General features: G+C 70.2%; 20 protein-coding genes and 3 tRNA genes. 16 read left to right on the top strand and 7 right to left on the bottom strand.

The genetic code is table 11. From position 1 onward, the window contains the following. Window positions 1–218: 218 nt before the first annotated feature. From ACWC21_RS24705 to ACWC21_RS24685, 5 genes are all read left to right on the top strand, one after another. Window positions 219–1,553 carry a deoxyguanosinetriphosphate triphosphohydrolase gene (locus ACWC21_RS24705; RefSeq protein WP_450884983.1) on the top strand — a complete coding sequence of 445 codons (1,335 nt, stop codon included), beginning with the start codon at window positions 219–221 and terminating at the stop codon, window positions 1,551–1,553. Between the two features lie 104 nt (window positions 1,554–1,657). Then, window positions 1,658–2,923 (top strand): NAD(P)/FAD-dependent oxidoreductase, encoded by a 1,266-nt coding sequence (locus ACWC21_RS24700; protein ID WP_450884982.1) that lies wholly within the window; start codon window positions 1,658–1,660, stop codon window positions 2,921–2,923. A gap of 48 nt (window positions 2,924–2,971) precedes the next feature. Next, window positions 2,972–4,876, top strand: a complete 1,905-nt coding sequence (gene dnaG, locus ACWC21_RS24695) for a DNA primase (protein WP_450884981.1) — start codon at window positions 2,972–2,974, stop codon at window positions 4,874–4,876. 171 nt (window positions 4,877–5,047) lie between these two features. Beyond that, window positions 5,048–5,626 (top strand): hypothetical protein, encoded by a 579-nt coding sequence (locus ACWC21_RS24690; RefSeq protein ID WP_450884980.1) that lies wholly within the window; start codon window positions 5,048–5,050, stop codon window positions 5,624–5,626. 166 nt (window positions 5,627–5,792) lie between these two features. Beyond that, window positions 5,793–7,070, top strand: a complete 1,278-nt coding sequence (locus tag ACWC21_RS24685) for an RNA polymerase sigma factor (RefSeq protein WP_450884979.1) — start codon at window positions 5,793–5,795, stop codon at window positions 7,068–7,070. A 36-nt stretch (window positions 7,071–7,106) separates the two neighbouring features. Here ACWC21_RS24685 and ACWC21_RS24680 read toward each other — a convergent pair whose 3' ends face one another. From ACWC21_RS24680 to ACWC21_RS24665, 4 genes are all read right to left on the bottom strand, one after another. Beyond that, a complete protein-coding gene (locus ACWC21_RS24680; protein WP_450884978.1) occupies window positions 7,107–9,035 on the bottom strand; it encodes an ABC transporter ATP-binding protein in 1,929 nt (642 codons plus the stop codon). After that, on the bottom strand, window positions 9,035–10,768 hold the full coding sequence (locus tag ACWC21_RS24675; RefSeq protein ID WP_450884977.1) for an ABC transporter ATP-binding protein: 1,734 nt from the start codon (window positions 10,766–10,768) through the stop codon (window positions 9,035–9,037). The genes ACWC21_RS24680 and ACWC21_RS24675 overlap by 1 nt, the downstream gene beginning before the upstream one ends. Window positions 10,769–10,909: 141 nt before the next feature. Further along, a complete protein-coding gene (locus ACWC21_RS24670) occupies window positions 10,910–12,364 on the bottom strand; it encodes a xylulokinase (RefSeq protein ID WP_450884976.1) in 1,455 nt (484 codons plus the stop codon). A gap of 87 nt (window positions 12,365–12,451) precedes the next feature. Next, entirely contained in the window at window positions 12,452–12,757 is a 306-nt protein-coding gene (locus tag ACWC21_RS24665) for a YtxH domain-containing protein (RefSeq protein WP_450884987.1), read from the bottom strand. Between the two features lie 157 nt (window positions 12,758–12,914). Here ACWC21_RS24665 and ACWC21_RS24660 point away from each other — a divergent pair. The 3 genes from ACWC21_RS24660 (at window position 12,915) to ACWC21_RS24650 (ending at window position 13,320) form a co-directional block, all read left to right on the top strand. Then, window positions 12,915–12,987, top strand: a tRNA-Asn gene (locus tag ACWC21_RS24660). A 5-nt stretch (window positions 12,988–12,992) separates the two neighbouring features. Further along, window positions 12,993–13,065: transfer RNA gene (locus ACWC21_RS24655), tRNA-Asn, on the top strand. A 178-nt stretch (window positions 13,066–13,243) separates the two neighbouring features. Continuing rightward, window positions 13,244–13,320: transfer RNA gene (locus ACWC21_RS24650), tRNA-Ile, on the top strand. A gap of 231 nt (window positions 13,321–13,551) precedes the next feature. On the opposite strand, the gene ACWC21_RS24645 is transcribed toward ACWC21_RS24650, so the two are convergent. Next, window positions 13,552–14,085: a hypothetical protein gene (locus ACWC21_RS24645; RefSeq protein WP_450884975.1), complete on the bottom strand. Its 534-nt coding sequence runs from the start codon at window positions 14,083–14,085 to the stop codon at window positions 13,552–13,554. Between the two features lie 310 nt (window positions 14,086–14,395). Beyond that, window positions 14,396–14,725 (bottom strand): hypothetical protein, encoded by a 330-nt coding sequence (locus ACWC21_RS24640; RefSeq protein WP_450884974.1) that lies wholly within the window; start codon window positions 14,723–14,725, stop codon window positions 14,396–14,398. Between the two features lie 20 nt (window positions 14,726–14,745). On the opposite strand from ACWC21_RS24640, the gene ACWC21_RS24635 reads away from it, so the two are divergent. The 3 genes from ACWC21_RS24635 (at window position 14,746) to ACWC21_RS24625 (ending at window position 15,986) form a co-directional block, all read left to right on the top strand. Then, window positions 14,746–15,594, top strand: coding sequence for a hypothetical protein (locus tag ACWC21_RS24635; protein ID WP_450884973.1), 849 nt, complete (start codon window positions 14,746–14,748; stop codon window positions 15,592–15,594). 3 nt (window positions 15,595–15,597) lie between these two features. Further along, window positions 15,598–15,756, top strand: coding sequence for a hypothetical protein (locus ACWC21_RS24630; RefSeq protein WP_450884972.1), 159 nt, complete (start codon window positions 15,598–15,600; stop codon window positions 15,754–15,756). Window positions 15,757–15,827: 71 nt separating this feature from the next. Beyond that, a complete protein-coding gene (locus ACWC21_RS24625) occupies window positions 15,828–15,986 on the top strand; it encodes a hypothetical protein (RefSeq protein ID WP_450884971.1) in 159 nt (52 codons plus the stop codon). A 205-nt stretch (window positions 15,987–16,191) separates the two neighbouring features. On the opposite strand, the gene ACWC21_RS24620 is transcribed toward ACWC21_RS24625, so the two are convergent. Then, the gene (locus ACWC21_RS24620; protein WP_450884970.1) at window positions 16,192–16,560 is read right to left on the bottom strand and encodes a beta/gamma crystallin domain-containing protein; all 369 of its coding nucleotides are present in this window, start codon (window positions 16,558–16,560) and stop codon (window positions 16,192–16,194) included. 717 nt (window positions 16,561–17,277) lie between these two features. Between ACWC21_RS24620 and ACWC21_RS24615 the strand changes: the two genes are divergently transcribed. The 5 genes from ACWC21_RS24615 (at window position 17,278) to ACWC21_RS24595 (ending at window position 22,405) form a co-directional block, all read left to right on the top strand. After that, entirely contained in the window at window positions 17,278–18,687 is a 1,410-nt protein-coding gene (locus ACWC21_RS24615) for a glycosyltransferase family 4 protein (protein ID WP_450884969.1), read from the top strand. Between the two features lie 471 nt (window positions 18,688–19,158). Beyond that, the gene (locus tag ACWC21_RS24610) at window positions 19,159–20,031 is read left to right on the top strand and encodes a pentapeptide repeat-containing protein (protein ID WP_450884968.1); all 873 of its coding nucleotides are present in this window, start codon (window positions 19,159–19,161) and stop codon (window positions 20,029–20,031) included. 168 nt (window positions 20,032–20,199) lie between these two features. After that, entirely contained in the window at window positions 20,200–20,892 is a 693-nt protein-coding gene (locus tag ACWC21_RS24605) for a hypothetical protein (protein ID WP_450884967.1), read from the top strand. Continuing rightward, complete coding sequence (locus ACWC21_RS24600) at window positions 20,892–21,599, top strand: hypothetical protein (protein WP_450884986.1); 708 nt, start codon at window positions 20,892–20,894, stop codon at window positions 21,597–21,599. Before ACWC21_RS24605 ends, ACWC21_RS24600 begins: the two co-directional genes overlap by 1 nt. Before the next feature lie 338 nt (window positions 21,600–21,937). Beyond that, the gene (locus tag ACWC21_RS24595) at window positions 21,938–22,405 is read left to right on the top strand and encodes a hypothetical protein (protein WP_450884966.1); all 468 of its coding nucleotides are present in this window, start codon (window positions 21,938–21,940) and stop codon (window positions 22,403–22,405) included. The last annotated feature ends 1 nt before the right edge of the window (window position 22,406 follow it).

Below are 22,406 nucleotides of genomic sequence, written 5' to 3'. Positions count from 1 at the left end.
AGCGGGGGGACCCCCATCGAGGGCTCTCCGGCGCCTTGCGATGCACGGCACCGGACCACGCGACCTCATCGGGCGCTCATAGTGCAAGGACCCCTGAGGGGCGCGGGGAACTGCGCGACAAGCCACAAGACACCCGCACCCGCCATACAACGAAACTCGGCAGGCAAGTAGGCGCCCCGCAACCCCGGATTGTCACCGCCGCCCCGTACTGTCGAACCATGGAAGGCACCGCAGGTACCCGCACCGCAGGTAAAGGCACCGTACCCGGCTACGACCCGGCGTCAGTGGAACGATGGGCCCCCGAGCCCGACAAACGCCCCGGCCGCACAGCCTTCCAGCGAGACCGCGCCCGCATCCTGCACAGCGCGGCACTGCGTCGCCTGGCCGGCAAGACGCAGGTCGTCACCCCCGGCGAGCCCAACCAGGCCGCCTGGGACGCCAGTCCCCGCACCCGGCTGACCCACTCCCTGGAGTGCGCCCAGGTCGGCCGGGAACTCGGCGCCGCCCTCGGCTGCGACCCCGACCTCGTCGAGGCCGCCTGTCTCTCCCACGACCTCGGCCACCCGCCCTTCGGCCACAACGGCGAACAGGCCCTCAACGAGTTCGCCGAGGACTGCGGCGGTTTCGAGGGCAACGCACAGTCCCTCAGACTCCTCACCCGCATCGAGCCCAAGCGCTTCACCGCCGAGGGCTCCGTCGGCCTCAACCTCACCCGCGCCGCCCTGGACGCCGCCACCAAGTACCCCTGGCCGCGCGGCGCCCACCCCACCGATCCGCGGTCCGGCAAGTTCGGGGTGTACGAGGACGACCGGCCGGTCTTCGACTGGGTGCGGGGGGACGCCCCCGGCACGCGCACCTGCTTCGAGGCCCAGGTCATGGACTGGGCGGACGACGTGGCGTACTCGGTGCACGACGTCGAGGACGGATTGCACGCCGGGCACATCGACCCGGCCTGTCTGCACGCCGGACCGGAACGGCGGGCGGTCTTCGCGGTCGCCGTCGGCCGGTACGTTCCCGCCGGCACCGACCACGCCGAACTCGACGAGGCCCTCGACCGGCTGCTGGCCCAGGAGTGGTGGCCGCACGGATACGACGGCACGGCGGTCGCCCAGGCCCGGCTGAAGGACGCCACCAGCCAGCTCATCGGCCGGTTCTGCCTGGCCGCCGAGGGCGCCACCCGGGACGCATGGGGGTACCACCCAGGCCGTTCGGGCACTGGGGGAGGCGGTGGCCGCCTCACCCGGTACGACGCCGAACTCGTCGTACCGCGCGCCACCCGCATGGAGTGCGCGGTCCTCAAGGCGGTCGCCGACCAGTACGTGATGCGCCGGGCCGAACAGGAGCGCCTCCGCGCCGACCAGCGGATCGTCGTCGCCGAACTGGCCGAGGCGCTCACCGCCCGCGCGCCCGACGGTCTGGACCCGCAGTTCCGCTCGCTGTTCGACGCGGCAGGCGACGACCGTGCCCGCAAGCGGGTGATCGTCGACCAGATCGCATCGCTCACCGACGCCTCCGCCCGCTCGTTGCACGCGAGACTGAAGGGGCAGGGGTGAGAAAAATGTGACCCTCCGTGGCCTGATCGGGTCACTCCCCCTTCCCGCATCACGCTCAGTGCGGGACGCTCCCCTGTGGCGGCATCTTTACGAGGAGGCATCAAGTGGTCGACGCGGACCAGACGTTCGTCATCGTCGGAGGAGGACTGGCCGGCGCCAAGGCGGCGGAGACGCTCCGGGCGGAGGGCTTCACCGGCCGGGTGATACTGATCTGCGACGAACGCGACCACCCGTACGAACGCCCGCCGCTGTCCAAGGGCTACCTGCTGGGCAGAGAGGAACGCGACAGCGTCTTCGTGCACGAACCCGCCTGGTACGCGCAGAACGACATCGAGCTGCACCTCGGCCAGACCGTCGACCGGATCGACCGCGTGGCGAAAACCGTCCGCTTCGGTGACGACGGCACCCTCGTGCACTACGACAAGCTGCTTCTCGCCACCGGCGCGGAGCCTCGCCGCCTTGACATCCCCGGCACCGACCTCGCAGGCGTCCACCACCTGCGCCGGCTCGCCCACGCCGAACGGCTCAAGGGCGTGCTCGCCGCCCTCGGCCGGGACAACGGGCACATCGTGATCGCGGGCGCCGGCTGGATCGGCCTGGAGGTGGCCGCGGCGGCCCGCCAGTACGGCGCCGAGGTCACCGTCATCGAGCACAACCCGACCCCGCTGCACAACGTCCTCGGCCCCGAGCTCGGCAACGTCTTCGCCGAGCTGCACCGCGAGCACGGGGTCCGCTTCCACTTCGGGGCCCGGCTCACCGAGATCGTCGGCCAGGACGGCATGGTGCTGGCCGCCCGTACCGACGACGGCGAGGAGCACCCGGCGCACGACGTCCTCGCGGCGATCGGCGCGGCTCCGCGCACCGGCCTGGCGGAGGCGGCGGGCCTGGAGCTGGCCGACCGGGCGCACGGCGGCGGGGTCGTGGTCGACGAACGGCTGCGCACCTCCGACCCCGACATCTTCGCGGCCGGTGACGTCGCCGCCTTCCCGCTGCCCCTCTTCGACACCAGTCTCCGGGTGGAGCACTGGGCCAACGCCCTGAACGGCGGCCCGGCCGCGGCCCGCGCCATGCTCGGCCAGGACGTCACCTACGAGCGCGTGCCCTACTTCTTCACCGACCAGTACGACCTGGGCATGGAGTACAGCGGATGGGCGCCGCCGGGGACCTACGACCAGGTGGTCATCCGGGGCGACGCCGGCAAGCGGGAGTTCATCGCGTTCTGGGTGAAGGACGGCCGTGTCCTGGCCGGGATGAACGTGAACGTGTGGGATGTCACAGACACCGTCCAGCAGCTGATCCGGTCCAAGGCCCAGGTGGACACCGAGGCCCTGGCCGACCCGCACGTGCCGCTCGCGAGCCTCGCCTCCTGAGCAACGGGACTGTCGGTCCGCCGACACCCGTCCCCGTAGAATCGCCACGTGGCAGGACGGATCAACGACGAGGACGTGAAGGCGGTACGGGACGCCGTCCCGATCGACTCCGTCGTGTCCGAGTACCTCCAGCTGCGGGGCGCGGGGGGCGGGAACCTCAAGGGCCTGTGCCCGTTCCACGACGAGAAGTCGCCGTCCTTCCAGGTCAGCCCCAGCAAGGGACTCTTCCACTGCTTCGGCTGCCAGGAGGGCGGCGACACCATCACGTTCGTGATGAAGGTCGACCACCTCTCCTTCTCGGAGGCGGTGGAGCGGCTCGCCGCCCAGGCCGGCATCACCCTGCGCTACGAGGAGGGCGGCTACAACCCGTCCCACCAGCGCGGCGAGCGGATCCGCCTGGTCGAGGCCCACAAGATCGCCGCCCAGTGGTACGCGGAACAGCTCGCCACCAGCCCCGAGGCCGAGACCGGCCGGGTCTTCCTGGCCGAGCGCGGCTTCGACCAGGCCGCCGCCGTCCACTTCGGCGTCGGCTACAGCCCCCAGGGCTGGGACCACCTCACCCGCCATCTGCGCGGCAAGGGGTTCACCGACAAGGAACTGCTCCTCTCCGGTCTCGCCCAGGAGGGCCGCCGCGGCCCCATCGACCGCTTCCGGGGCCGCCTGATGTGGCCCATCCGGGACATCGGCGGCGAGGTGGTCGGCTTCGGCGCCCGCAAGCTGTACGAGGCCGACAACGGACCCAAGTACCTCAACACGCCCGACACGGCGATCTACAAGAAGTCACAGGTGCTGTACGGCATCGACCTGGCGAAGAAGGAGATCGCCAAGACCTCCCGCGCGGTGGTCGTCGAGGGCTACACCGACGTCATGGCCTGCCACCTGGCCGGGGTGCGGACGGCGATCGCCACGTGCGGCACGGCCTTCGGCGGCGACCACATCAAGATCCTGCGGCGCCTGCTGATGGACAACGGCTCCGCCCGGGTGATCTTCACCTTCGACGGCGACGCGGCCGGGCAGAAGGCGGCCCTGCGAGCCTTCGAGGACGACCAGAAGTTCGCCGCCGAGACCTACATCGCGATCGCACCGGACGGCATGGACCCCTGCGACCTGCGCCTGGCCAAGGGCGACGAGGCGGTGGCGGACCTGGTCGAACCGCGCACCCCGCTCTTCGAGTTCGCGCTGCGCCAGATCGTGACCCGCTATGACCTGAACACCCCGGCGGGGCGGGCCGCCGCACTGGACGAGGCCGCTCCGATCGTCGCCCGCATCAAGAACAGCGGCGCCCAGCACGAGGTCGCCGTGGAGCTCGCCGGGATGCTCGGCATCCTCGACACCCAGTTCGTGGTCAAGCGGGTGGCCCAGCTGGCCCGTTGGGCACGTGACCGCGGCGGCCGGGGCCCGGCGCCGACGCGCGGCCCCCAGCAGCAGTACGCGGCCCAGGCTCCCCGTCCCGCGGTCTCCGGCCCCGCGCTGAACCTGCGCAACCCGGTGTACGCCACGGAGCGCGAGCTGCTGAAACTCGCCCTGCAGCGCCCCGAACTGGTCTCCCCGGCCTTCGACGCGTACGGGATCGACGAGTTCACCGCCCCGCCCTACGCGGCCGTACGCCAGGCGATCATGGAGGCGGGCGGCGCCGAGTACGGCACGCAGGACCCCCAGGAGTACCTGGTCCGCGTCCGCGAGGCGGCCCCCGACGACGCGGTCCGCGCGATGGTCACCGAGCTGGCCGTGGAAGCGATCATGCGGCGCACGGTCGACGAGGCCTACGCCGGCGAGCAGCTGGTCTGGGTCCGTCGCCGCGCCGTGGACCGCCGTATCCAGGACATCCAGAGCACCCTCGCCCGCCTGAGCACGGGCGGCGACCCGGCCCACCTGGCGGCCGTGCAGAACGAGTTGTGGGTGCTGCAGCAGTACGGCCAGGCGCTGCGCGTGCAGGGGGCGGCGGCGCTCTGAGAGGGCGGCGTCGCCCGGTTCCCCTGTTACCAAGTGCGGACAGAAACCGGTGAACAACCGCCGTCCGGGCGCCATCTCATGGGGTGCAGGAAACAGCAGGCCCGGCCGTTCGCCCCCGGGGGGGAGCAGGCGGCGGTGCCACATTCCGACATCCGATGGGGGACTTCGATGATGACCACTCACCGTGCTCGCCGTACCGTCCGTTCCGCCGCCCTGGTGGCCGTCGCCGCCGCCGCGGCGTTCGCGTTGACCGCCGGCCAGAGCGGGGGCGGGGCACAGGCCGACGCGCTCGCCGCGTACCACACCACCGCGTCGGCCGCGGCGGCCAAGGCGGCGTCCCCGGTCCGCACCCAGCCCCTGCCGGACGGCAGCACGGCCGAGATCTACAAGCTCGGTCCCCAGCACTACCGCGCCAAGATCGTCAACAGCGGCCAGGTCCTGGCCACGCTGGAGACCGGCCGGTACGACGCCGGGCTCGACGCCAACGACATGTTCGTCGTGCTCACGCTGGGCGGTGAGGTCCACTCCTGGATGGGCGGCGGGCACACCGGACCGGGCACCTTCAGGCTCGCGGGGGGTTGGAAGGCCAAGGTCACCAAAATCGGCGACCTTCGGTACCGCGCGCAGATCCTCGGCTACGACGGCTCGGTGTACGCCACGCTGGAGGCGAACCAGCACGACGCCGGGCTCGACGCCAACGGCGTGTACATCGTGCTCAGCGCCGGCGGTGTGATCAGCGCTCACGAGTAGCGGCCGGCCTGCCCGGCCACGCGGTGGAGCCCCCTCGGGCGGCTCCACCGCGTGGCCACCGGTCGTGGTCGAACGGGCCGAGTAACCATCCAGTCACGCCGCGAAGGCAAAAAGTCACCGCACGCCCCTCGTGGCGGCGATGTGTCTTCCCCCACACTGGGGTGCGGTGCCTGAGTCCTCGGAGCGCGGCCGATCCGTCCCCCCACGGATCGCACCCCACCCGCGGTTCCGCTCAGCAGCGATCACCTGGAGGTCGCCCCCCGTGCAGACCCAGACCCTCACACAGACCGACAGCGCCACGACGGACGAGCCGGACACCGAGAGCGGGGTCTTCGCGATGGTTCCGTCACAGGGCCGTGCCGCGCACCACCCGGAGACGGAGCCGGAGGACGCGGCCGAGCCGGCGGAGCCGCCCGTCGAGGCGCTCACCGGCGACCCCGCCGAGGTCGCCGAGCCCGCCGACCCCGTGGAGGTCGCCGACCCCGCCGACCCCGCCGAAGCCCCGGCGGCAGCCGCCCGCGCCGACACCAGCGGCCCCTCCTCGGACCTGTTCCGTCAGTACCTGCGCGAGATCGGCCGGATCCCGCTGCTCACCGCGGCAGAGGAGGTCGAGCTGGCCCGCCGGGTCGAGGCCGGACTGTTCGCCGAGGAGAAGCTCGCCAGCACCCCCGACCTGGACAGCGAGCTCGCCCTCGACCTGGACAGGCTGGTCGTGATGGGCCGGATGGCCAAGCGCCGGCTCATCGAGGCCAACCTGCGGCTCGTCGTCTCCGTCGCCAAACGGTACGTCGGCCGCGGCCTGACCATGCTGGACCTGGTCCAGGAGGGCAACCTCGGGCTCATCCGGGCCGTCGAGAAGTTCGACTACGCCCGCGGCTACAAGTTCTCCACCTACGCCACCTGGTGGATCCGCCAGGCCATGTCCCGAGCCCTCGCGGACCAGGCCCGGACCATCCGCGTCCCCGTGCACGTCGTCGAGCTCATCAACCGGGTCGTGCGGGTGCAGCGGCGGATACTCCAGGAACGCGGCTACGAGCCGACCTCCGAAGAGGTCGCCGCCCACCTCGACCTGCCGCCCGAGCGGGTCGGCGAGGTGCTCCGGCTCGCCCAGGAGCCGGTCTCCCTGCACGCCCCGGTGGGCGAGGAGGACGACGTGGCGCTCGGTGACCTGATCGAGGACGGCGACGCCGCCAGCCCGGTCGAGTCGGCCGCGTTCCTGCTGCTCAAGGAGCACCTGGAGGCCGTCCTGTCCACGCTCGGCGAGCGCGAGCGCAAGGTCGTACAGCTGCGCTACGGCCTCGCCGACGGCCGCCCCCGCACCCTCGAGGAGATCGGGCGCATCTTCGGGGTGACCCGGGAGCGCATCCGGCAGATCGAGTCCAAGACCCTGAACAAGCTGCGGGACCACGCCTTCGCCGACCAACTGCGGGGCTACCTCGACTGAAGAGGGGGCCGCCCTGGGAAGCGGCCCCCGGCGCGCTCAGTCGACCTCGGCCACCGCCTGCGCGAACTGCGCCTTGTACAGCCGCGCATAGGCACCGTCCGCGGCGAGCAGCTCCGCGTGGGCGCCCTGTTCGACGATCGAGCCGTTCTCCATCACGAGGATCGTGTCCGCGTCCCGGATGGTCGACAGCCGGTGCGCGATCACGAAGGACGTCCTGCCGTGCGCGAGCTTGGCCATGGCCTTCTGGATCAGCACCTCGGTACGGGTGTCGACGGAGCTCGTCGCCTCGTCGAGCACCAGGATCACCGGGTCGGACAGGAACGCCCGCGCGATGGTGATGAGCTGCTTCTCACCGGCGCTGACCCCGCTGCCCTCGTCGTCGATCACGGTGTCGTAGCCGTCGGGGAGGGTGCGGACGAACCGGTCCGCGTGGGCCGCCCGCGCCGCTTCCTCGATCTCCCCGCGGGTGACCTCCCGCGTCGCCCCGTACGCGATGTTCTCCGCGATGGTGCCGCCGAACAGCCAGGTGTCCTGCAGCACCATGCCGATTCCGGCGCGCAGTTCGTCCCGGGACATCTTCCGGATGTCCACGCCGTCGAGTGTGATGCGCCCGCCGGTGACGTCGTAGAACCGCATGAGCAGGTTGACCAGGGTGGTCTTGCCCGCTCCGGTCGGGCCGACGATCGCGACCGTCTGCCCGGGCTCCACCTTCAGGGACAGGTCCTCGATCAGCGGCTTCTCGGGCTCGTACCGGAACGACACGTTCTCCAGCGCCACCCGCCCGCGCAGCTCCGCGGGCTTCTCGGCCGCCACCGGATCCGGCTCCTGCTCCTCCGCGTCCAGGAGTTCGAAGATCCGCTCGGCCGAGGCGACGCCCGACTGCACCAGGTTGGCCATCGAGGCGACCTGGGTCAGCGGCATCGAGAACTGCCGGGAGTACTGGATGAAGGCCTGCACGTCGCCGATGGACAGCGCGCCGGACGCGACCCGCAGCCCGCCGACGACCGCCACCAGCACGTAGTTCAGGTTCGACACGAACATCATCAGCGGCTGCATGACCCCGCTGTTGAACTGCGCCTTGAACGAGGCCTCGTACAGCGCGTCGTTCTGCTCGGCGAACTGCTGGGCCGACTCGTCCTGCCGCCCGAACACCTTCACCAGGGTGTGCCCGGTGTACATCTCCTCGATGTGGGCGTTCAGTTTGCCGGTGGAGCGCCACTGCTGCACGAAGTGCGGCTGCGACCGCTTGCCGACCCGGGTCGCGACGACGAACGACAGCGGCACGGTGACCAGCGCGACCAGGGCGAGCAGCCAGGACACCCAGAACATCATCACGAGTACGCCGATGATGGTCAGCAGCGAGTTGATGAGCTGGCCCATCGACTGCTGGAGCGTCTGGCCGATGTTGTCGATGTCGTTGGTGGCCCGGGAGAGCACCTCGCCGCGCTGCCGCTTGTCGAAGTACGACAGCGGCAGCCGGGACAGCTTCGTCTGCACGTCCTCGCGCATCCGGTACATCGTGCGGTTGACGGCCCGGTTCACCAGCCGGGTCGCCACCGCCATCAGCAGACCGGCGACGAGGAACGTACCGAGCGCGAACAGCAGCACGTTCCCGACGGCGCCGAAGTCGATGCCCTTGCCCGGCGTGAAGTCGGTGCCCTTCAGCATGTCCGCGACGGAGCCCTGCCCCCGCGCGCGCATGGAGTCGAGCACCTGCTCCTTGGTGACCCCGGCCGGCATCTGCCGTCCGATGATGCCCGCGAAGACCAGGTCGGTGGCCCTGCCGAGGATCTTGGGGCCGATCACGCTGAGCCCGACGCTGACGACGACGCACAGCAGCAGTGCGCAGATGGTGAGCCGTTCCGGCCGGAACCGGGCGACGAGCCGTTTGCCCGATCCCTTGAAGTCCATCGAGCGCTGGTCGGGGCCGCCCCCGGCCATCATGCGTCCCATGGGCCCTGCCATCAGGCGGCCTCCGCTTCCGTCAGCTGGGAGAGCACGATCTCCCGGTAGGTGTCGTTGTCCGCCATGAGCTCGTGGTGACGGCCCGTACCGACCACACGGCCCTCGTCCAGGACCACGATCCGGTCGGCGTCCCGGATGGTCGCCACGCGCTGGGCGACGATCACCACGGTCGCCTCGGCCGTCTCCCGGGACAGCGCCTTGCGGAGCGCCGCGTCGGTGGCGTAGTCGAGCGCGGAGAAGGAGTCGTCGAAGAGGTAGATCTCCGGACGCTGCACCAGGGTGCGGGCGATGGCGAGGCGCTGGCGCTGGCCGCCGGAGACGTTCGTGCCGCCCTGCGCGATCGGCGCGTTCAGTCCGCCCTCCAGCTTCGACACGAACTCCTTGGCCTGCGCGACCTCCAGGGCGTGCCACAGTTCCTCGTCGGTGGCGTCCGGATTGCCGTAGCGCAGATTGGTGGCGACCGTGCCCGCGAACAGGTACGGCTTCTGCGGCACCAGGCCCACCGTCCTGGCCAGCAGCTTCGCGTCGAGTTCCTGGACGTTGACTCCGTCCACGAGCACCTCGCCCTCGGTGGCGTCGAACAGCCGCGGAACCAGCCCGAGCAGTGTCGACTTGCCGCTGCCGGTGGAACCGATCACGGCGGTCGTCTCGCCCGGCCGGGCCACCAGCTCGACCGCCTTCAGCACCGGCTCCTCGGCCCCCGGATAGCGGAAGCCCGCCCCACGGATCTCCAGGTGGCCGTGCCGGCGCAGCTCCACGACGGGCGCCGACGGCGGCACCAGGCTGGAGTCGGTGTCCAGGACCTCCTGGATGCGCTCGGCGCACACCTCCGCGCGCGGCACCATCATGAACATGAAGGTGGCCATCATCACGGACATGACGATCTGCATCAGGTAGGCGAGGAACGCCGTCAGGTCGCCGATCGCCATCCCGCCGCTGTTGATGCGGTGCGCGCCGAACCACACGACCGCGATCGACGACACGTTGACCACCGTCATGACGATCGGGAACATCAGGGCGAGCATCCGTCCGGTGGCGAGCTGCATCTCGGTGAGATCGCCGTTCGCCTTCCGGAAACGGCCTTCCTCGTACTCGTCCCGGACGAAGGCGCGGATCACCCGGTTGCCGGTGATCTGCTCGCGCAGCACCCGGTTCACCGTGTCCAGCCGCACCTGCATCGACCGGAACAGCGGGCGCAGCCGCCGCACGATCAGCGTGACGCTGACACCCAGTACCGGAACGACCGCCACCAGCACCCCGGACAGCGGCACGTCCAGCCCGAGCGCGAGCACGATACCGCCGACACACATGATGGGCGCCGACACCATCAGGGTGAACGTCATCAGGGCCAGCATCTGGACCTGCTGTACGTCATTGGTCGTACGGGTGATGAGGGAGGGTGCGCCGAAGTGGCCCACCTCACGCGCGGAGAACGACTGCACCCGGTCGAAGACGGCGGCCCGTACGTCCCGGCCGAGCGCCGCCGCGGTCCGGGCGCCGTAGTACACGGCTCCCATGTTGCACACGACCTGCGCCAGCGAGATGCCGATCATGAGGGCGCCGAAGGAGAGGATGTAACCGGTGTCACCCTTCACGACACCCTTGTCGATGATGTCGGCGTTCAGGGTGGGCAGGTAGAGGGTGGCGCAGGTCTGCAGGAACTGCAGCAGCACCAGTACGGCTATGGGTTTCTTGTAAGGCCTGAGACAGGCCCGAAGAAGTCGTATGAGCACGCTAGGTCTCTCGGAGTCGGCGAAGGGGGCGTTCGGTTGCCCTTGGCCCCTATCGTCGGACACTCCACCCGCGTTACCTCAACCGATTAAGCCAACAGCGGGGCCCTGGCGGCCTGACGGATCTGTCCGCTTTCAGGGTGGTTACGGGCGGAACGCCCCGGGATGGGTCTGCTCTCGCACCGACACGAACTGCTGTCGTACGGCCTGCCCCACCGCCAGCTCGTCACCCGGCTCCAGCACCTGCGCCGCCGCACCCTGCCAGGTCGGCGGGGTGCGCGGGTCGAGGGTGCCCTGCGAGACGCCGAGCGCCCAGGCGGCCTGCCGGGCGGCGCCGATCGCCGCGTAGTCGGCGGGCTGCGGTACGACCACCTGCGCGCCGAACAGCGAGGGCGCGGCGGCCTGCACGGCGGGCAGGTCGGCGGCCGAACCGAGCAGGAAGATCCGCCGTACGTCCACGCCCCGGCCGCGCAGCACGTCCAGCGCGTCCGCCAGCCCGCACAGCATGCCCTCGAACGCGGCCCGCGCCAGGTGCTCGGGCTTCATCGACTCCCGGCGCAGCCCGGCCAGGGTGCCGGCGGTGTGCGGGAGGCTGGGTGTCCGCTCGCCCTCCAGGTAGGGCAGGAGCACCAGCCCGTGGGATCCCGGCGTCGACTTCATCGCCAGATCGGACAGGCTCTCCAGGTCGGGCAGTCCGAGGAGTTCCGCGGTGCCGCGCAGGGTCCGCACCGCGTTCAGCGTGGTGACGACCGGCAGGTGCATGCCGGTGGCGTCGGCGAGGGAGGTGATCATCCCGCTCTGGTCGACGAGCGCCTCCGGGTGCACGGCCATCACCGACCCGGAGGCCCCGAGGGAGACCACGGCGTCCCCGAGACCCAGGCCCAGCCCGAAGGCGGCGGCCATCGTCTCGCCGGTCCCGGCCGAGATCAGCAGCCCCTCCGGTGTCGTACCGGCCGCGGACGACGGGCCGATCACCTCCGGCAGCATCGCCTGATGGCCGAGCGCCAGCTCGACCAGGTCGGGCCGGTAGCCGCCGGTGGCCGCGGACCAGTACCCGGTGCCCGAGGCCCCGCCCCGGTCGGTGGTCCTTCTCACCGGCCGCCCGAGCAGCTGCCACACCAGCCAGTCGTGCGCCTGGAGCAGTACGGCGGTCCGCCGGGCGTTCTCCGGCTCGGTCTTGGCGAGCCAGCGGAGCTTGGTCACGGGCTGCGCGGCCTGCGGAACACATCCCACCGCCTGCGCCCACGCCTCCCGCCCGCCGAGCGCGTCGACCAGGTCGGCCGCCGCGACCTGCGCCCGCTTGTCACCGCCGACCATCGCCGGGCGCACGGTGGCCCCCTGCGCGTCCAGGGGGACCAGCGCGTTCTGCTGGGCGGAGACACCGATGGCCTGCACGCCCTCGAGCAGCCCGCCGCCCGCGGCCTCACCCAGGGACAGCAGCCAGGCCTGCGGATCGACGTCACTCGGCCGGGGCCCGCCTTCCGGGGTGTCCACCGGGTGCGGCGCATAGCCCTGCCTCAGCACGGCCCCCGTGTCCGTGTCGCAGACGACGATGCGAGTGAAATCGGGCGAGCTGTCCAACCCGGCGACTATCCCCATGCCTCAAATTCTGCCGTAGCGCGGCGCCTGCTTTGGCCGTGGGCGCGATCTCGCCGGGGGCGGACGACGGGACTTCGCGGACACGACCTAGGCGTCGCTGGTGCCCCAGTCGTCCTCTCCGCCGCCGTGGCCGTTGTGGTGGCGGAGGGAGCGGACGCGGTGGGCGACCGACTCCGGGACGCGGTCGCCGACCTTGTCGCTCACCGTGTGCATGGCCTTGCCCGCGAACTGCCGCCCCTGCTGTGCGGCGGTCTCGGCGGTGTTGCGGACCGCCGGGTTCTGGGCGATCTGCCGAGCGGACTTCTTCAGCGTCTCGTATCGCTCGCGTCCGGCCCTCGTGCCCAGGACGTAACCGAGGGCGAGTCCGGCGACGAACGTCAGCCGGTAGCGCATGACGACCACCCTTCCCATGCGTAGCTTCCAGTGCGGCTTCGGCGCCGGGGAGTACCGATTGGCGGAGCACCCCCCTGCTTGCGCTAATGTATGTGTCGCAGCGAGCGGGCGCCCCCTGGCGGATACCCAGGGAGGTACGTTCGATGCAACGAGGCATTCCTCCGTAGCTCAATTGGCAGAGCAGCCGGCTGTTAACCGGCAGGTTACTGGTTCGAGTCCAGTCGGGGGAGCTCGGTCCTCCGTAGCTCAATTGGCAGAGCAGCCGGCTGTTAACCGGCAGGTTACTGGTTCGAGTCCAGTCGGGGGAGCATGCTGAACGAGGACCCCGACGGGGTCCTTTTTCATGTCCGGGGGAACCATGGCGCCCGCGCCGGAGTCCTCAAGGTCATGAAGGGCCGCGGCAAGCCGACCAGCCGAAGCGGGAGATCGTATGACCGGCTATGCTGCGGCAGACGGCGCGCACACATGTACGCGACACGCCGCTATGGGGCGGTAGCTCAGCCGGTTAGAGCAGCGGACTCATAATCCGTCGGCCGTGGGTTCGAGTCCCACCCGCCCCACCACTCGCTACGCGAGGAGAATCGATCTGACCTGCGACGGAGCTGAAAGCGCCGCCACGGCGGAGCGACGTCCGAGCGGTTCAAGATCGCCAGCTCGCCCGCTGCTCGCCCGAAGCAGGGCATGAAAAAGCCCGCGGCCTGCTCGCCCAGGCGGTTCCCTCGGGCGACGCTTGTCGCGGGTCTGGTGGTCACGCGGCGGCCCCGCTTCATGAGGCTGCCGCCGTCGATGTCGAGCTACTCCACGAGCGTGAGGTAAGGCTGCGGCAAGCTCGGCGGGGCGCTGTCGATCGGGCCGGTAGTCGGCTGTTCGTCGGGGTACTGCTCGCCCGTCTCGCCTTCGGTGGGCTCGACGCTTGGCTGCTCGGCGGCTGACGGCGTGCTGCTCGTCGAGACCGGCGTGATCGCCTTCCGCTCATACAGCTGCCTCTGTGCCTTGTCGTCGGGTGTCAAGTTGGCCGTGCCGTCCAGCGCCGGGCCGGTGTACGGCTCCAGTTGGACGGTCGCGCCTGTACTGACCGCTGCCCATGACGCAAGGGCGGCCCCTGCGGCGTCACGGTGCGGCCGGGCGACTCGGCGAACGCCTTGCAGAAAACGGGTGGTGAGTCTGCATCGGCCCCGGGGCAGTTGGCTGTCGCTGTCCGGGTCGGACGGGACCGGCGTGGGGCCGGTCCGGGTCCGTCGAATCGCTTCAATCTTCTGTGCGGTGATCTCGGCTTGGAGTTGCGCAGTCAGCGCCCGGTTTCTCCGGTATCCCTGGAACAGCAGCACGACAGCCAGTAGCGCGGCTCCCATCACTCCCGCCAGGACACAGTCGACCACGTCTCCCCCTCCGTGTCAGGTTCAAACAGGAGTTCCCATCGTTGGTCGCCCGCGGCACGGCGTGCCACTTGAGAAAGCGTTGTTGCTCTTTTGTGACGCATAATCAGACAGTCAAGTCCGCGAGAGGGGACCCGCTTGGGGCCCCTCTCGGTCATTCCCGGGAGCGGCTCCGTCAGAGGCAGGGCCAGGGCCATGGGAACGGCCACGGCCAGTGGCAGGGGTTGCAGCCTGGATCGCTGCCACCGTCTGGCGGCTCGGATCATGCAGTGAGGTGGTAGGCCGCGGCAGCAGTCGCTGCGACGGTGACGACGATGGCCGAGGCGGTCGCGATGCTGTGGTGCCGCCACGTGCTGCGCAGCCGGCCACCAAGCCAGGTAAAGGCGGCGCTCAGGCCACCCAGGTATAACGCGAGGTGTCTCTTCCGGCGGACCGGCTCGTCGTCCACGTCCATCTCGTCCGGCTCGGGCTCCGCTACCTGCTGCATGGCTTGCTGAAGCGCGAGGATCTTTGCTGCCGTCACCTCGGCTCGCAGTCGGGTGATCTCTGCCTCGTTCTTCCGGTGACCCCGGTGAATGAAGACGAGTCCCACCACTGTGATGCCGGAAACCGATGGCCGCCGACTGGTTCCGTGAGCCCACCCCCGAGGAACTCCCACCGGGCAGCGGCGGCGTCCACATCGTCGACGGCCGCGCCTACGGCTGGGTTGCGCAGGCCGGCGTACCGCACGCCGCGCACGGCCGGAAGGTCACCATCGAGAAGCTCGCCGCGCGCGGCCTCGACCTGTCCCACTTCCTGCGGGCGACGTTCCGCCTCGACGACGGGACCGAGGTCCGGGCGGGCGCGATGACGATGAACGTCGGCCACCACCGCGACGGCTACGAATGCGAGAGCGCCGTCTGCCAGTTCGACGACACCCGCACCGTCGCCGCGGTGGTCACGGTCGGCATGAATGAGGGCGGCCTGTGGTTCTCCGGTGCCGCCGCCCCGTGGCTGTCCCCGTGGGACCGCACCGTGTTCGCCGCCTGCCAGCCCTCGTACCACATGACGCAGGGCGACGACGGGCGTTGGCAGCTCCGCGCCGTCCTCTCCGTGCCCGTCCCGGGCCATTCCTCGCCGCTCACCGCTGCTGCGGTCGTCGACCGTGCGAACCTCGCCCTCACCGCGGCCACCGCAGTCATCGACGAGACCACTGCCGGCGACCCGCTCGAGACGCCGGTAGAGCCGGAACCCGAGCACGCCTACACCAGCGACGAAGCCCGGCCCGCGAGCGTTGCCGGTGAGGTCACCGCCGCGCTCCTCCAGCCCGCTTTCCTCGACCAGTTCGCCGACGCCCTGAAGGCCCGTGAAGCCGAGCGGGCTGCCGCCGCGCGCGCCGAACTGGACGAATTCACCGCGCGACTCGCACCCGTCCGCGCCGAGATCGCCGCAACCGCTGCCCAGCCCCAGGAAGGGAACTGACCCATGCCGTGCGCCTGTCAGAAGAACAAGAAGCAGTACGAGGTCGTCGACGCCTCCGGGAAGCGGGTGTTCGGGCCCACTCCGTACAGGACGACCGCCGACGCCATGGCCTCGCGCGGCGATGGCCGCGAGGTCCGGGAGATCAGCAAGGGGAGCAACTGATGGGGTGCGGCTGCAACAAGACCCGGCCCCGCACCGCAGCAGGCGCGCCGGCCCCCACCCTGCACTGCGTCGTGCTCGATGGCGGCAAGGGCAAGGTTGCCTTCCAGACCCACAATCCGGTGACGGCGCGGGCTGTCGCCAAGAACTACCCAGGCAGCATCATCGACCCTGACCCCGGCGCGCCTGCCGCCGCGGAAATCTCGGCACCTGGCACTGCCAACGCGTCCTGACACCCGCCGTACAAAGGGCCGGGCTTGCCCCACAAGCCCCGGCCCGCCTCGAAAGAGCCTGTTGCGGGCTGCCCCCTTCTGTGCGCGCGGGAGTGGCGCGAGAGGCATCGTGCTGTCGATTGATCGTCAGCGAGTTGAGGTTCGCGGGCCAGGGGTGACAGGGACGGCGATCGGGCAGGATCGCCGTCCTGATGTCACCGCTGGTTCAGAGAATCCTGATCCAGGTTGCTTTCACCCCGCCGGGGTGGTTCGGGAAGGTCATGACGGTCCACTTGTCGATCCCGCCGGCGGGCTGCCACACCCCATCCCCGAACCACTGGACGCGGTTGTTGCCGGTCGAGATCCGGTCGATCCACGTACTGCCGCCCAGGCCGGTCTCTCCGGCGTTGGCGAAGCACACATCGGGGGAGTAGCCGCCGCCGCCGATGTGCCACGTGACCTGCACGAAGTCGCTCCGGCCGCAGTCGACCTTGTCGATCGCGAATGCGTCTGTCGCCGTGACGGCGGTCAGCGAGGCCGTCAGCGCCAAGGTCGTCGTCGCGGCCAGAGCCGCGCGCTTGGCGATTTGTTTCATGGAAGTTCTCCGCGTTCTGTAAGTCGACAAGATCGAATCGTTCGACTGTTAATACGAGTTGACGGTAAACCAGGTTGCTTCACCGCAGCCGATTTATTCGAGCTCGCCCCTTGGGCAACGTCGACGGCGACCGTGCAGCCGGCGCCCGCCAGGCGCGTGGACTTCGCCAAGTGGGCTGTCCGCCAGACTCCGAAGGTCCGCACCTGCTCGCCCAGCGCGTTCATGGTCCCGCCCCACCTGTTCACGCACATGCCCGAGGAGCTGCTCATCGCTTCGATCGTCGATGGGCACCCCTACCGGTCTCCGTTCGAAGAGGAAGCGCCCGCCGCGGCACCCCAGTGGCGCACAGCAGTCGCTGGTGAGCCGCTACCTGAGGTGCCCGAGACGGCGTACGGGCCTGACGCTGTTCGGGTGCCGGAGCCGGAGCCGGAGCCGGAGCAGGGGCCAGTCCTGGCTGACGCCGCGCCCCCACTGGGGGAGGGCACGGCCATCGTCTGTGACGTCTGCTCCCGGCCCTTCACCACCGTGCGCGGCCGTGACACACACCGCCGACAGGTACACACGGAAGTGGACTGATGGCATCCAGCCTGTTCCGTGGGCCTGTGGTGGCGAAGAAGGAGGCGGTGAGGAGGCGTGTTGCCTGCCGTCGATCACCGCGCTGTGCCGCCCCGATCGCAGTGTCAGAGCATCCCGCGCACCAGAACGGAGACAGATCGCATGCGCATCCTGGCACTTCTACCGGTGCAGGAGCCGCCCGCATACCTGCGCGCTATGGCGGCGGCCGGACATGAGATGCACGTCGTCACCACACTCCGCCGCTGGGAGGGCACGCGCGAGGTGGACGGCGTGCGGGTGTGGCCGCTCGGCTACTGCTGGAGGGCCAAGCAGGCGGCACTTCCCGATGTGGTGGTGACCGTGGCTGGCGACCGGCAGGCGGAGCGCCTGGCACCGAACCTGAAGCGGGTGCCGCGGCTGGTGCTGCCACAGGGCGATGCGGATTTCGGTGAGTTCGAGGAGGCATGTATCCGGCGGCTGCCCGCATACCGGCAAGCGGAGGCCCGGGTCACGGTGCCCGAAGATCCGCTCGTCGGGGAGCGTACGAAGGTGGTGGCGTGGATCCACTACGGGGTGCCGTACCGGCGTGCGGGCTCGGAGACGATGCTTCAGACGATGATGCGCGCCGTCCGCGACGCGGGCATGGGCGTGCTGGTGGTGTGCTCGTCGATGCCGGAGGCGCCGCCATCGTGGGAGGTGGACGGCGTTCCCCACATGCACCTTGCGCCGCATGCGGCCGAGCTGCTGTTCCGTTCGATACGACCGCAGGTGATGGTGACGCACCACAACTACGCGTCCCGCGCGACCGGACTGGCGCGGGAGATCGGGGCGCGGTCGGTGCTGCTGATGCACTCCGACCACGACTTCTCGGCCCGCTCCCTGTGGGCCGGGCCTGACCTGGTCGTCTACAACACGGAGTGGGTGAGGGCCTCCCTCGCCACCCGGTACCTGGAAGTCGACCGGACGCCGTCCCTGATCGTGCACCCGCCCGTCATCCCCGACGAGCACCGGGCGCCGCCCACGGGGGACCGGGTCAGCCTCGTCAACCTCAACTCGGACAAGGGCGTCTACACGTGGCGGGCTGTCGCCCGCGCGCTGCCGGAACTGCCGTTCCTCGGCGTGACCGGCGCGCACGGCCAGCAGGTGACCGGGCCGGTCCTGCCGAACATGCGCGTCCTGCCGCAGACCTCCGACATGCGCGGCGAAGTGTGGGCGCACACGCGGCTGCTGCTCGTGCCGAGCGTGTACGAGTCATACGGCATGGCTGCCGTCGAAGCTCTCGCCTCTGGCATCCCTGTCATCGCTCACCCCACGCCGGGTCTGCGTGAAGCCCTCGGCGAGGCGGCGACGTTCATCGACCGTGACGATCACCGGGCGTGGGCGGACGCCATCACAGGCCTGTACGCGGACGGCCTACGCCGCGCGAAGGCGGCAGCCGCAGCGCTGGCCCGGAGCGCGTTCCTCGCCGACCAGGCGCGCACCGAGCTGACGGCGTGGGTGGGCGCCGTCGACGGCCTGGCCGGGAGCGTGACAGGGCAGCGTGGAGCCCTTGCTGCGGTGGCGGCTGGCTAGATGTCCTGGCGCGCAACCTTAGTGCCACGCCGCGAACAATAGGGGCCTGTTGGCCCGAATTCCGGCTTGCCCCCAGCGTGACTGGATCGACTCGGTACGGTCCTTGTATGACGTGGTGGCACGCAGCCCTCTGGGGTTTGGCCGGCGGGGGCGCGGCCTCGGTACTGTCCCTCATGATGGCCGTGAAGGCGGCCGGGTACTCATGGCCTTGGAGCAGGAAGGACAAGGCCGGGGAGTTGGCGCCGCGGCTGTTCGTCCTGACTGCCGGGGCCGCGCTCGGCGCCGTGGTGGCGGCTGCCGCGCACGATCAGATCAGTGGCCCCTGGCCGGCGTTCATCTTCGGCGTCGGCGCCCCTGCCACAATCCGCGGCGTGCTTTCCGGCGTAGAGGTCGCACCCCGCACCGCCCCTCCATCAGCGCCTGCAACTCCGCGGCGCAAGTCCCTCCCCGCCCCCGCCCCGGGAGAGGTCCGTGAAGACGCATCCTGACACTTCGCTCGGCCGCCTGGCGCTGGCGGCCCGCCCCTCCCGGCCGTGGCTACGCATTCACGCCTCAAGCTGGTGGCGTCGCGTTCTGCTCGCGGCCGGTGCCCAGCAAGCGCCGTGGTCCCGGGACCTGTGCAACGCGGACCTGACGAAAACGAACTTGCAGGGGGCCGACTTGACCCGTGCTGACCTGCGTGAAGCAAACCTGGTCGCCGCGCGCCTGACCGGCGCGAACCTGGCCAGCGCGGACATGACCAACGCGGACCTGACCGGCGCGGACCTGCGCAAGGCGAACTTGCGCCTCACGAACCTGACCCGTGCGAAGGCCCGTGCGGCCCGCCTGTCCGGCGCGTACCTGCGCATGGCGAACCTCATCGGTGTGGACCTGACCAATGCGTATCTGAACGCGGCGAATTTGTCCCGCGCGGATCTAACCGGCGCCTGTCTGTACGGCGCGAACTTGAACCACGTATACCTGCGTGCCGCATTTCTGCACGTCGCCTCCCTGCGCTACGCGACCTTGTACAACGCGAACCTGACGAGCGCGTTCCTGCACCAGGCGGACCTGCGGGACACAATCCTGAGCGGTGCGGACCTGACCGGCGCGGACCTAACGGGTGCGAACCTGCGTGGTGCGGACCTGACCGGCGCGGACCTGACCGGAGCATGGCTCCGCCAGGCGGACCTCACCGGCGCGCACCTCGTGGGTGTGACTTGGTCAGAACAGACAATTTGGCCCGCCGCCCTGGGTACGCAAATGCGGGCGCGTTCCGTTCCGCTCGGTCGGGGCAAGTGGCGTGTCGAGGGCGCCAACGGCAGCGGGGCCGACCTGGAAGTATCACCGATGCCCACGCGCTGACGGCGGCCCCACCGGTCGTCAGCAAGAGCAGCGACCGGCGATAACCCCATCCCAGGTCCGGGCCACTATGCCGGCCAAGACGTCACCAGCTTCATGAGATGGCACAGCTAGACTTTCAGCGCCGATGGTTCAGGGCCTGGCTCTTCTGCAATGAGGGAGCTACGGCCCATGTCCTGTCCCCTGATCGCGAACGCCGACGTCATCCGGATCACCCGCGTCGACCAGTGCGGTAACCCGGTCTGCGGTGACGACAACGCGTTCGTCGCTGAGTGCTTCAGCTCCGTCGCGATGAACAACAACGTCGACGACGGCGACGACATCGAGTACAAGGCCGCCAACGGGAAGGTCTGCGGCTTCCGCAAAGGGTGCCCGACGTTCCGCGGCTTCGACCTGGAGCTCAACATCTACAGCGTCTCCCCGGAGATCCTGGAGCTGCTCACGGGCCAGCCGGTCGTCCTCGGCTACGACGGGGCCCCGATCGGCGTCGACACCTGCGGCGTGGCCTGCAAGACCGGCTTCGCGCTCGAACTTTGGGCGGAGGTTCTCGGCGAGGAATGCGCGGAGGGCGCCACCGGGCAGTGGCTGTACTTCTTGATGCCGTGGGTCACGAACGGGCTCCTCGGCGACCTGGAGGTCGGCTCGGAGGCGGTGACGCTCCAGGTCACCGGCTCGACCCGTGCGGGCGGCTCGTGGGGCGTCGGCCCGTACGACGTTGTCCCGGTCGACACGGCCGGCACGCCGGGCCCGATGCTCACCCCGCTCGGCTCCGACTGCCACCGCAGGATTTTCCTCACGACCACACCGCCGCCCAGCCCGTCGTGCGACTACCAGCCGGTCCTGTGCGGCTCCATGTCGGCGTGATGGAGGTCTTGGACCTGGTCGTGCCGGTGCGGGAGGGCGCCAACAACGAGCAGCTGCGGTACGCGCTGCGGTCGTGGGCGGCGAACCTCCCGCACCGGCACGTCTGGATCGTCGGCTTCCGACCGTGGTGGGCGGCAGGCGCCCGCCACATCCGGACCTGGCAGCGCGGCAACCCTGGGTACGTCAACACCACGGCGGCGATGCGTGCGGCGTGCGAACACCCCGAGGTGTCGGACCTGTTCATCTGGTGCAACGACGACTTCTTCGTGATGCGGCCGCAACCGGAGCAGCTGCCCGTGTTCCACCGCGGCCCGGTGCGGGAGCTGGAGGCGCAGTTCGGGCCGCGCTCGAACCCCTACCTGGCCGAGATGCGCAAGACGCGGGAGTTCCTCGCCGGGCTCGGGCACGACGACCCGGTCTCGTACGAGCTGCACGTGCCGCTGCCGGTGGAGAAGACCGGGATGCTGCTGGCGTTCGACGCGGCGCCGGGCCACGACGCCCACAAGCGCACCGTGTACGGCGTCCTCAACGGTGTGGGCGGCACCCGCATGGCGGACGTCAAGGTGCAGCGTCGAGGGCCTCAGTTCGACACCGGGTCGGCGTTCCTGTCGACGATGCCGGACGCCTTCGCGAACGGCGCGGCCGGCCGGTTCATCCGGGCGGCGTTCCCCGAGCCGAGCCCGTACGAGGCGGGGAGGAGACGCTGATGCTCCAGCCGTATCCCTGCACGCCGTAGGAGTTCGTCCCGGACTGCTGCCAGCTGCCCGAAGGGACCACCGAGGAGACGATCGACCGATGGCGGCGCGTCGCAACGAACCTGCTGTGGGCCCTGTCCGGCCGGCGCTGGGGCCCGCTATGCCCGTTCACAGTCAGGCCGTGCCGCCGCAGCTGCATGGACGGCTACCCGCTCGGGGTGCGGTGGGGGGCGGCCGGCCCGTGGGTCCCTTACCTGGGTCGGGACGGCCAGTGGCGGAACGCGTCCGTGTGCGGGTGCGCGAGCGACTGCTCGTGTGGGGAGCTGTGCGAAGTACGGCTCGACGGTCCCGTGCACGACATCGTCTCCGTTGAGGTCGACGGCGTGACCCTCGCCCCGTCCGCCTACCGGGTGGATGCGTCGAACCTGCTCGTCCGCACCGATGGTGAATGCTGGCCGGACTGCCAGGACATGGCCGCGCCGTGCGGGGAACCGAACACGTTCTGTGTGACGTACCGGGTGGGTCTGCCGCTCGATGATGCGGCGCTCGCCGCGTTCTCGGCGCTCGTCTGTCACCTGGTCAAGGGCTGCGGCGGCTCATGCGGCTGCAACCTCCAGAAGAACCGGAACCTGACCAGGGTGTCCCGGCAGGGCATCGACCTGGAGTTCGGCGACCCGATCGCCATGTACCCCGACAGGCTCACCGGCCTGCCCGAGGTCGACTCCTGGCTGATGGCGGTCAACCCGTACCGGCAGACGTCGGCCAGCCGCGTGTGGTCCGTGGACTACAAGCGGCCTCGCACCACGACCTACCAGTGAG

The sequence above is a fragment of the Streptomyces sp. NPDC001348 genome (assembly GCF_053597535.1).
The sequence above is the reverse complement of the archived record's forward strand: the minus strand, read 5'-3'. Positions and strand labels throughout refer to the sequence as shown.

Coding starts and splice junctions, on each gene's coding strand:
- ACWC21_RS24705 (WP_450884983.1), top strand. CDS start 219: ATGGAAGGCACCGCAGGTACCCGCACCGCAGGTAAAGGCACCGTACCC.
- ACWC21_RS24690 (WP_450884980.1), top strand. CDS start 5,048: ATGACCACTCACCGTGCTCGCCGTACCGTCCGTTCCGCCGCCCTGGTG.
- ACWC21_RS24680 (WP_450884978.1), bottom strand. CDS start 9,035: ATGGCAGGGCCCATGGGACGCATGATGGCCGGGGGCGGCCCCGACCAG.
- ACWC21_RS24670 (WP_450884976.1), bottom strand. CDS start 12,364: ATGGGGATAGTCGCCGGGTTGGACAGCTCGCCCGATTTCACTCGCATC.
- ACWC21_RS24665 (WP_450884987.1), bottom strand. CDS start 12,757: ATGCGCTACCGGCTGACGTTCGTCGCCGGACTCGCCCTCGGTTACGTC.
- ACWC21_RS24635 (WP_450884973.1), top strand. CDS start 14,746: ATGGCCGCCGACTGGTTCCGTGAGCCCACCCCCGAGGAACTCCCACCG.
- ACWC21_RS24630 (WP_450884972.1), top strand. CDS start 15,598: ATGCCGTGCGCCTGTCAGAAGAACAAGAAGCAGTACGAGGTCGTCGAC.
- ACWC21_RS24620 (WP_450884970.1), bottom strand. CDS start 16,560: ATGAAACAAATCGCCAAGCGCGCGGCTCTGGCCGCGACGACGACCTTG.
- ACWC21_RS24615 (WP_450884969.1), top strand. CDS start 17,278: ATGCGCATCCTGGCACTTCTACCGGTGCAGGAGCCGCCCGCATACCTG.
- ACWC21_RS24605 (WP_450884967.1), top strand. CDS start 20,200: ATGTCCTGTCCCCTGATCGCGAACGCCGACGTCATCCGGATCACCCGC.
- ACWC21_RS24600 (WP_450884986.1), top strand. CDS start 20,892: ATGGAGGTCTTGGACCTGGTCGTGCCGGTGCGGGAGGGCGCCAACAAC.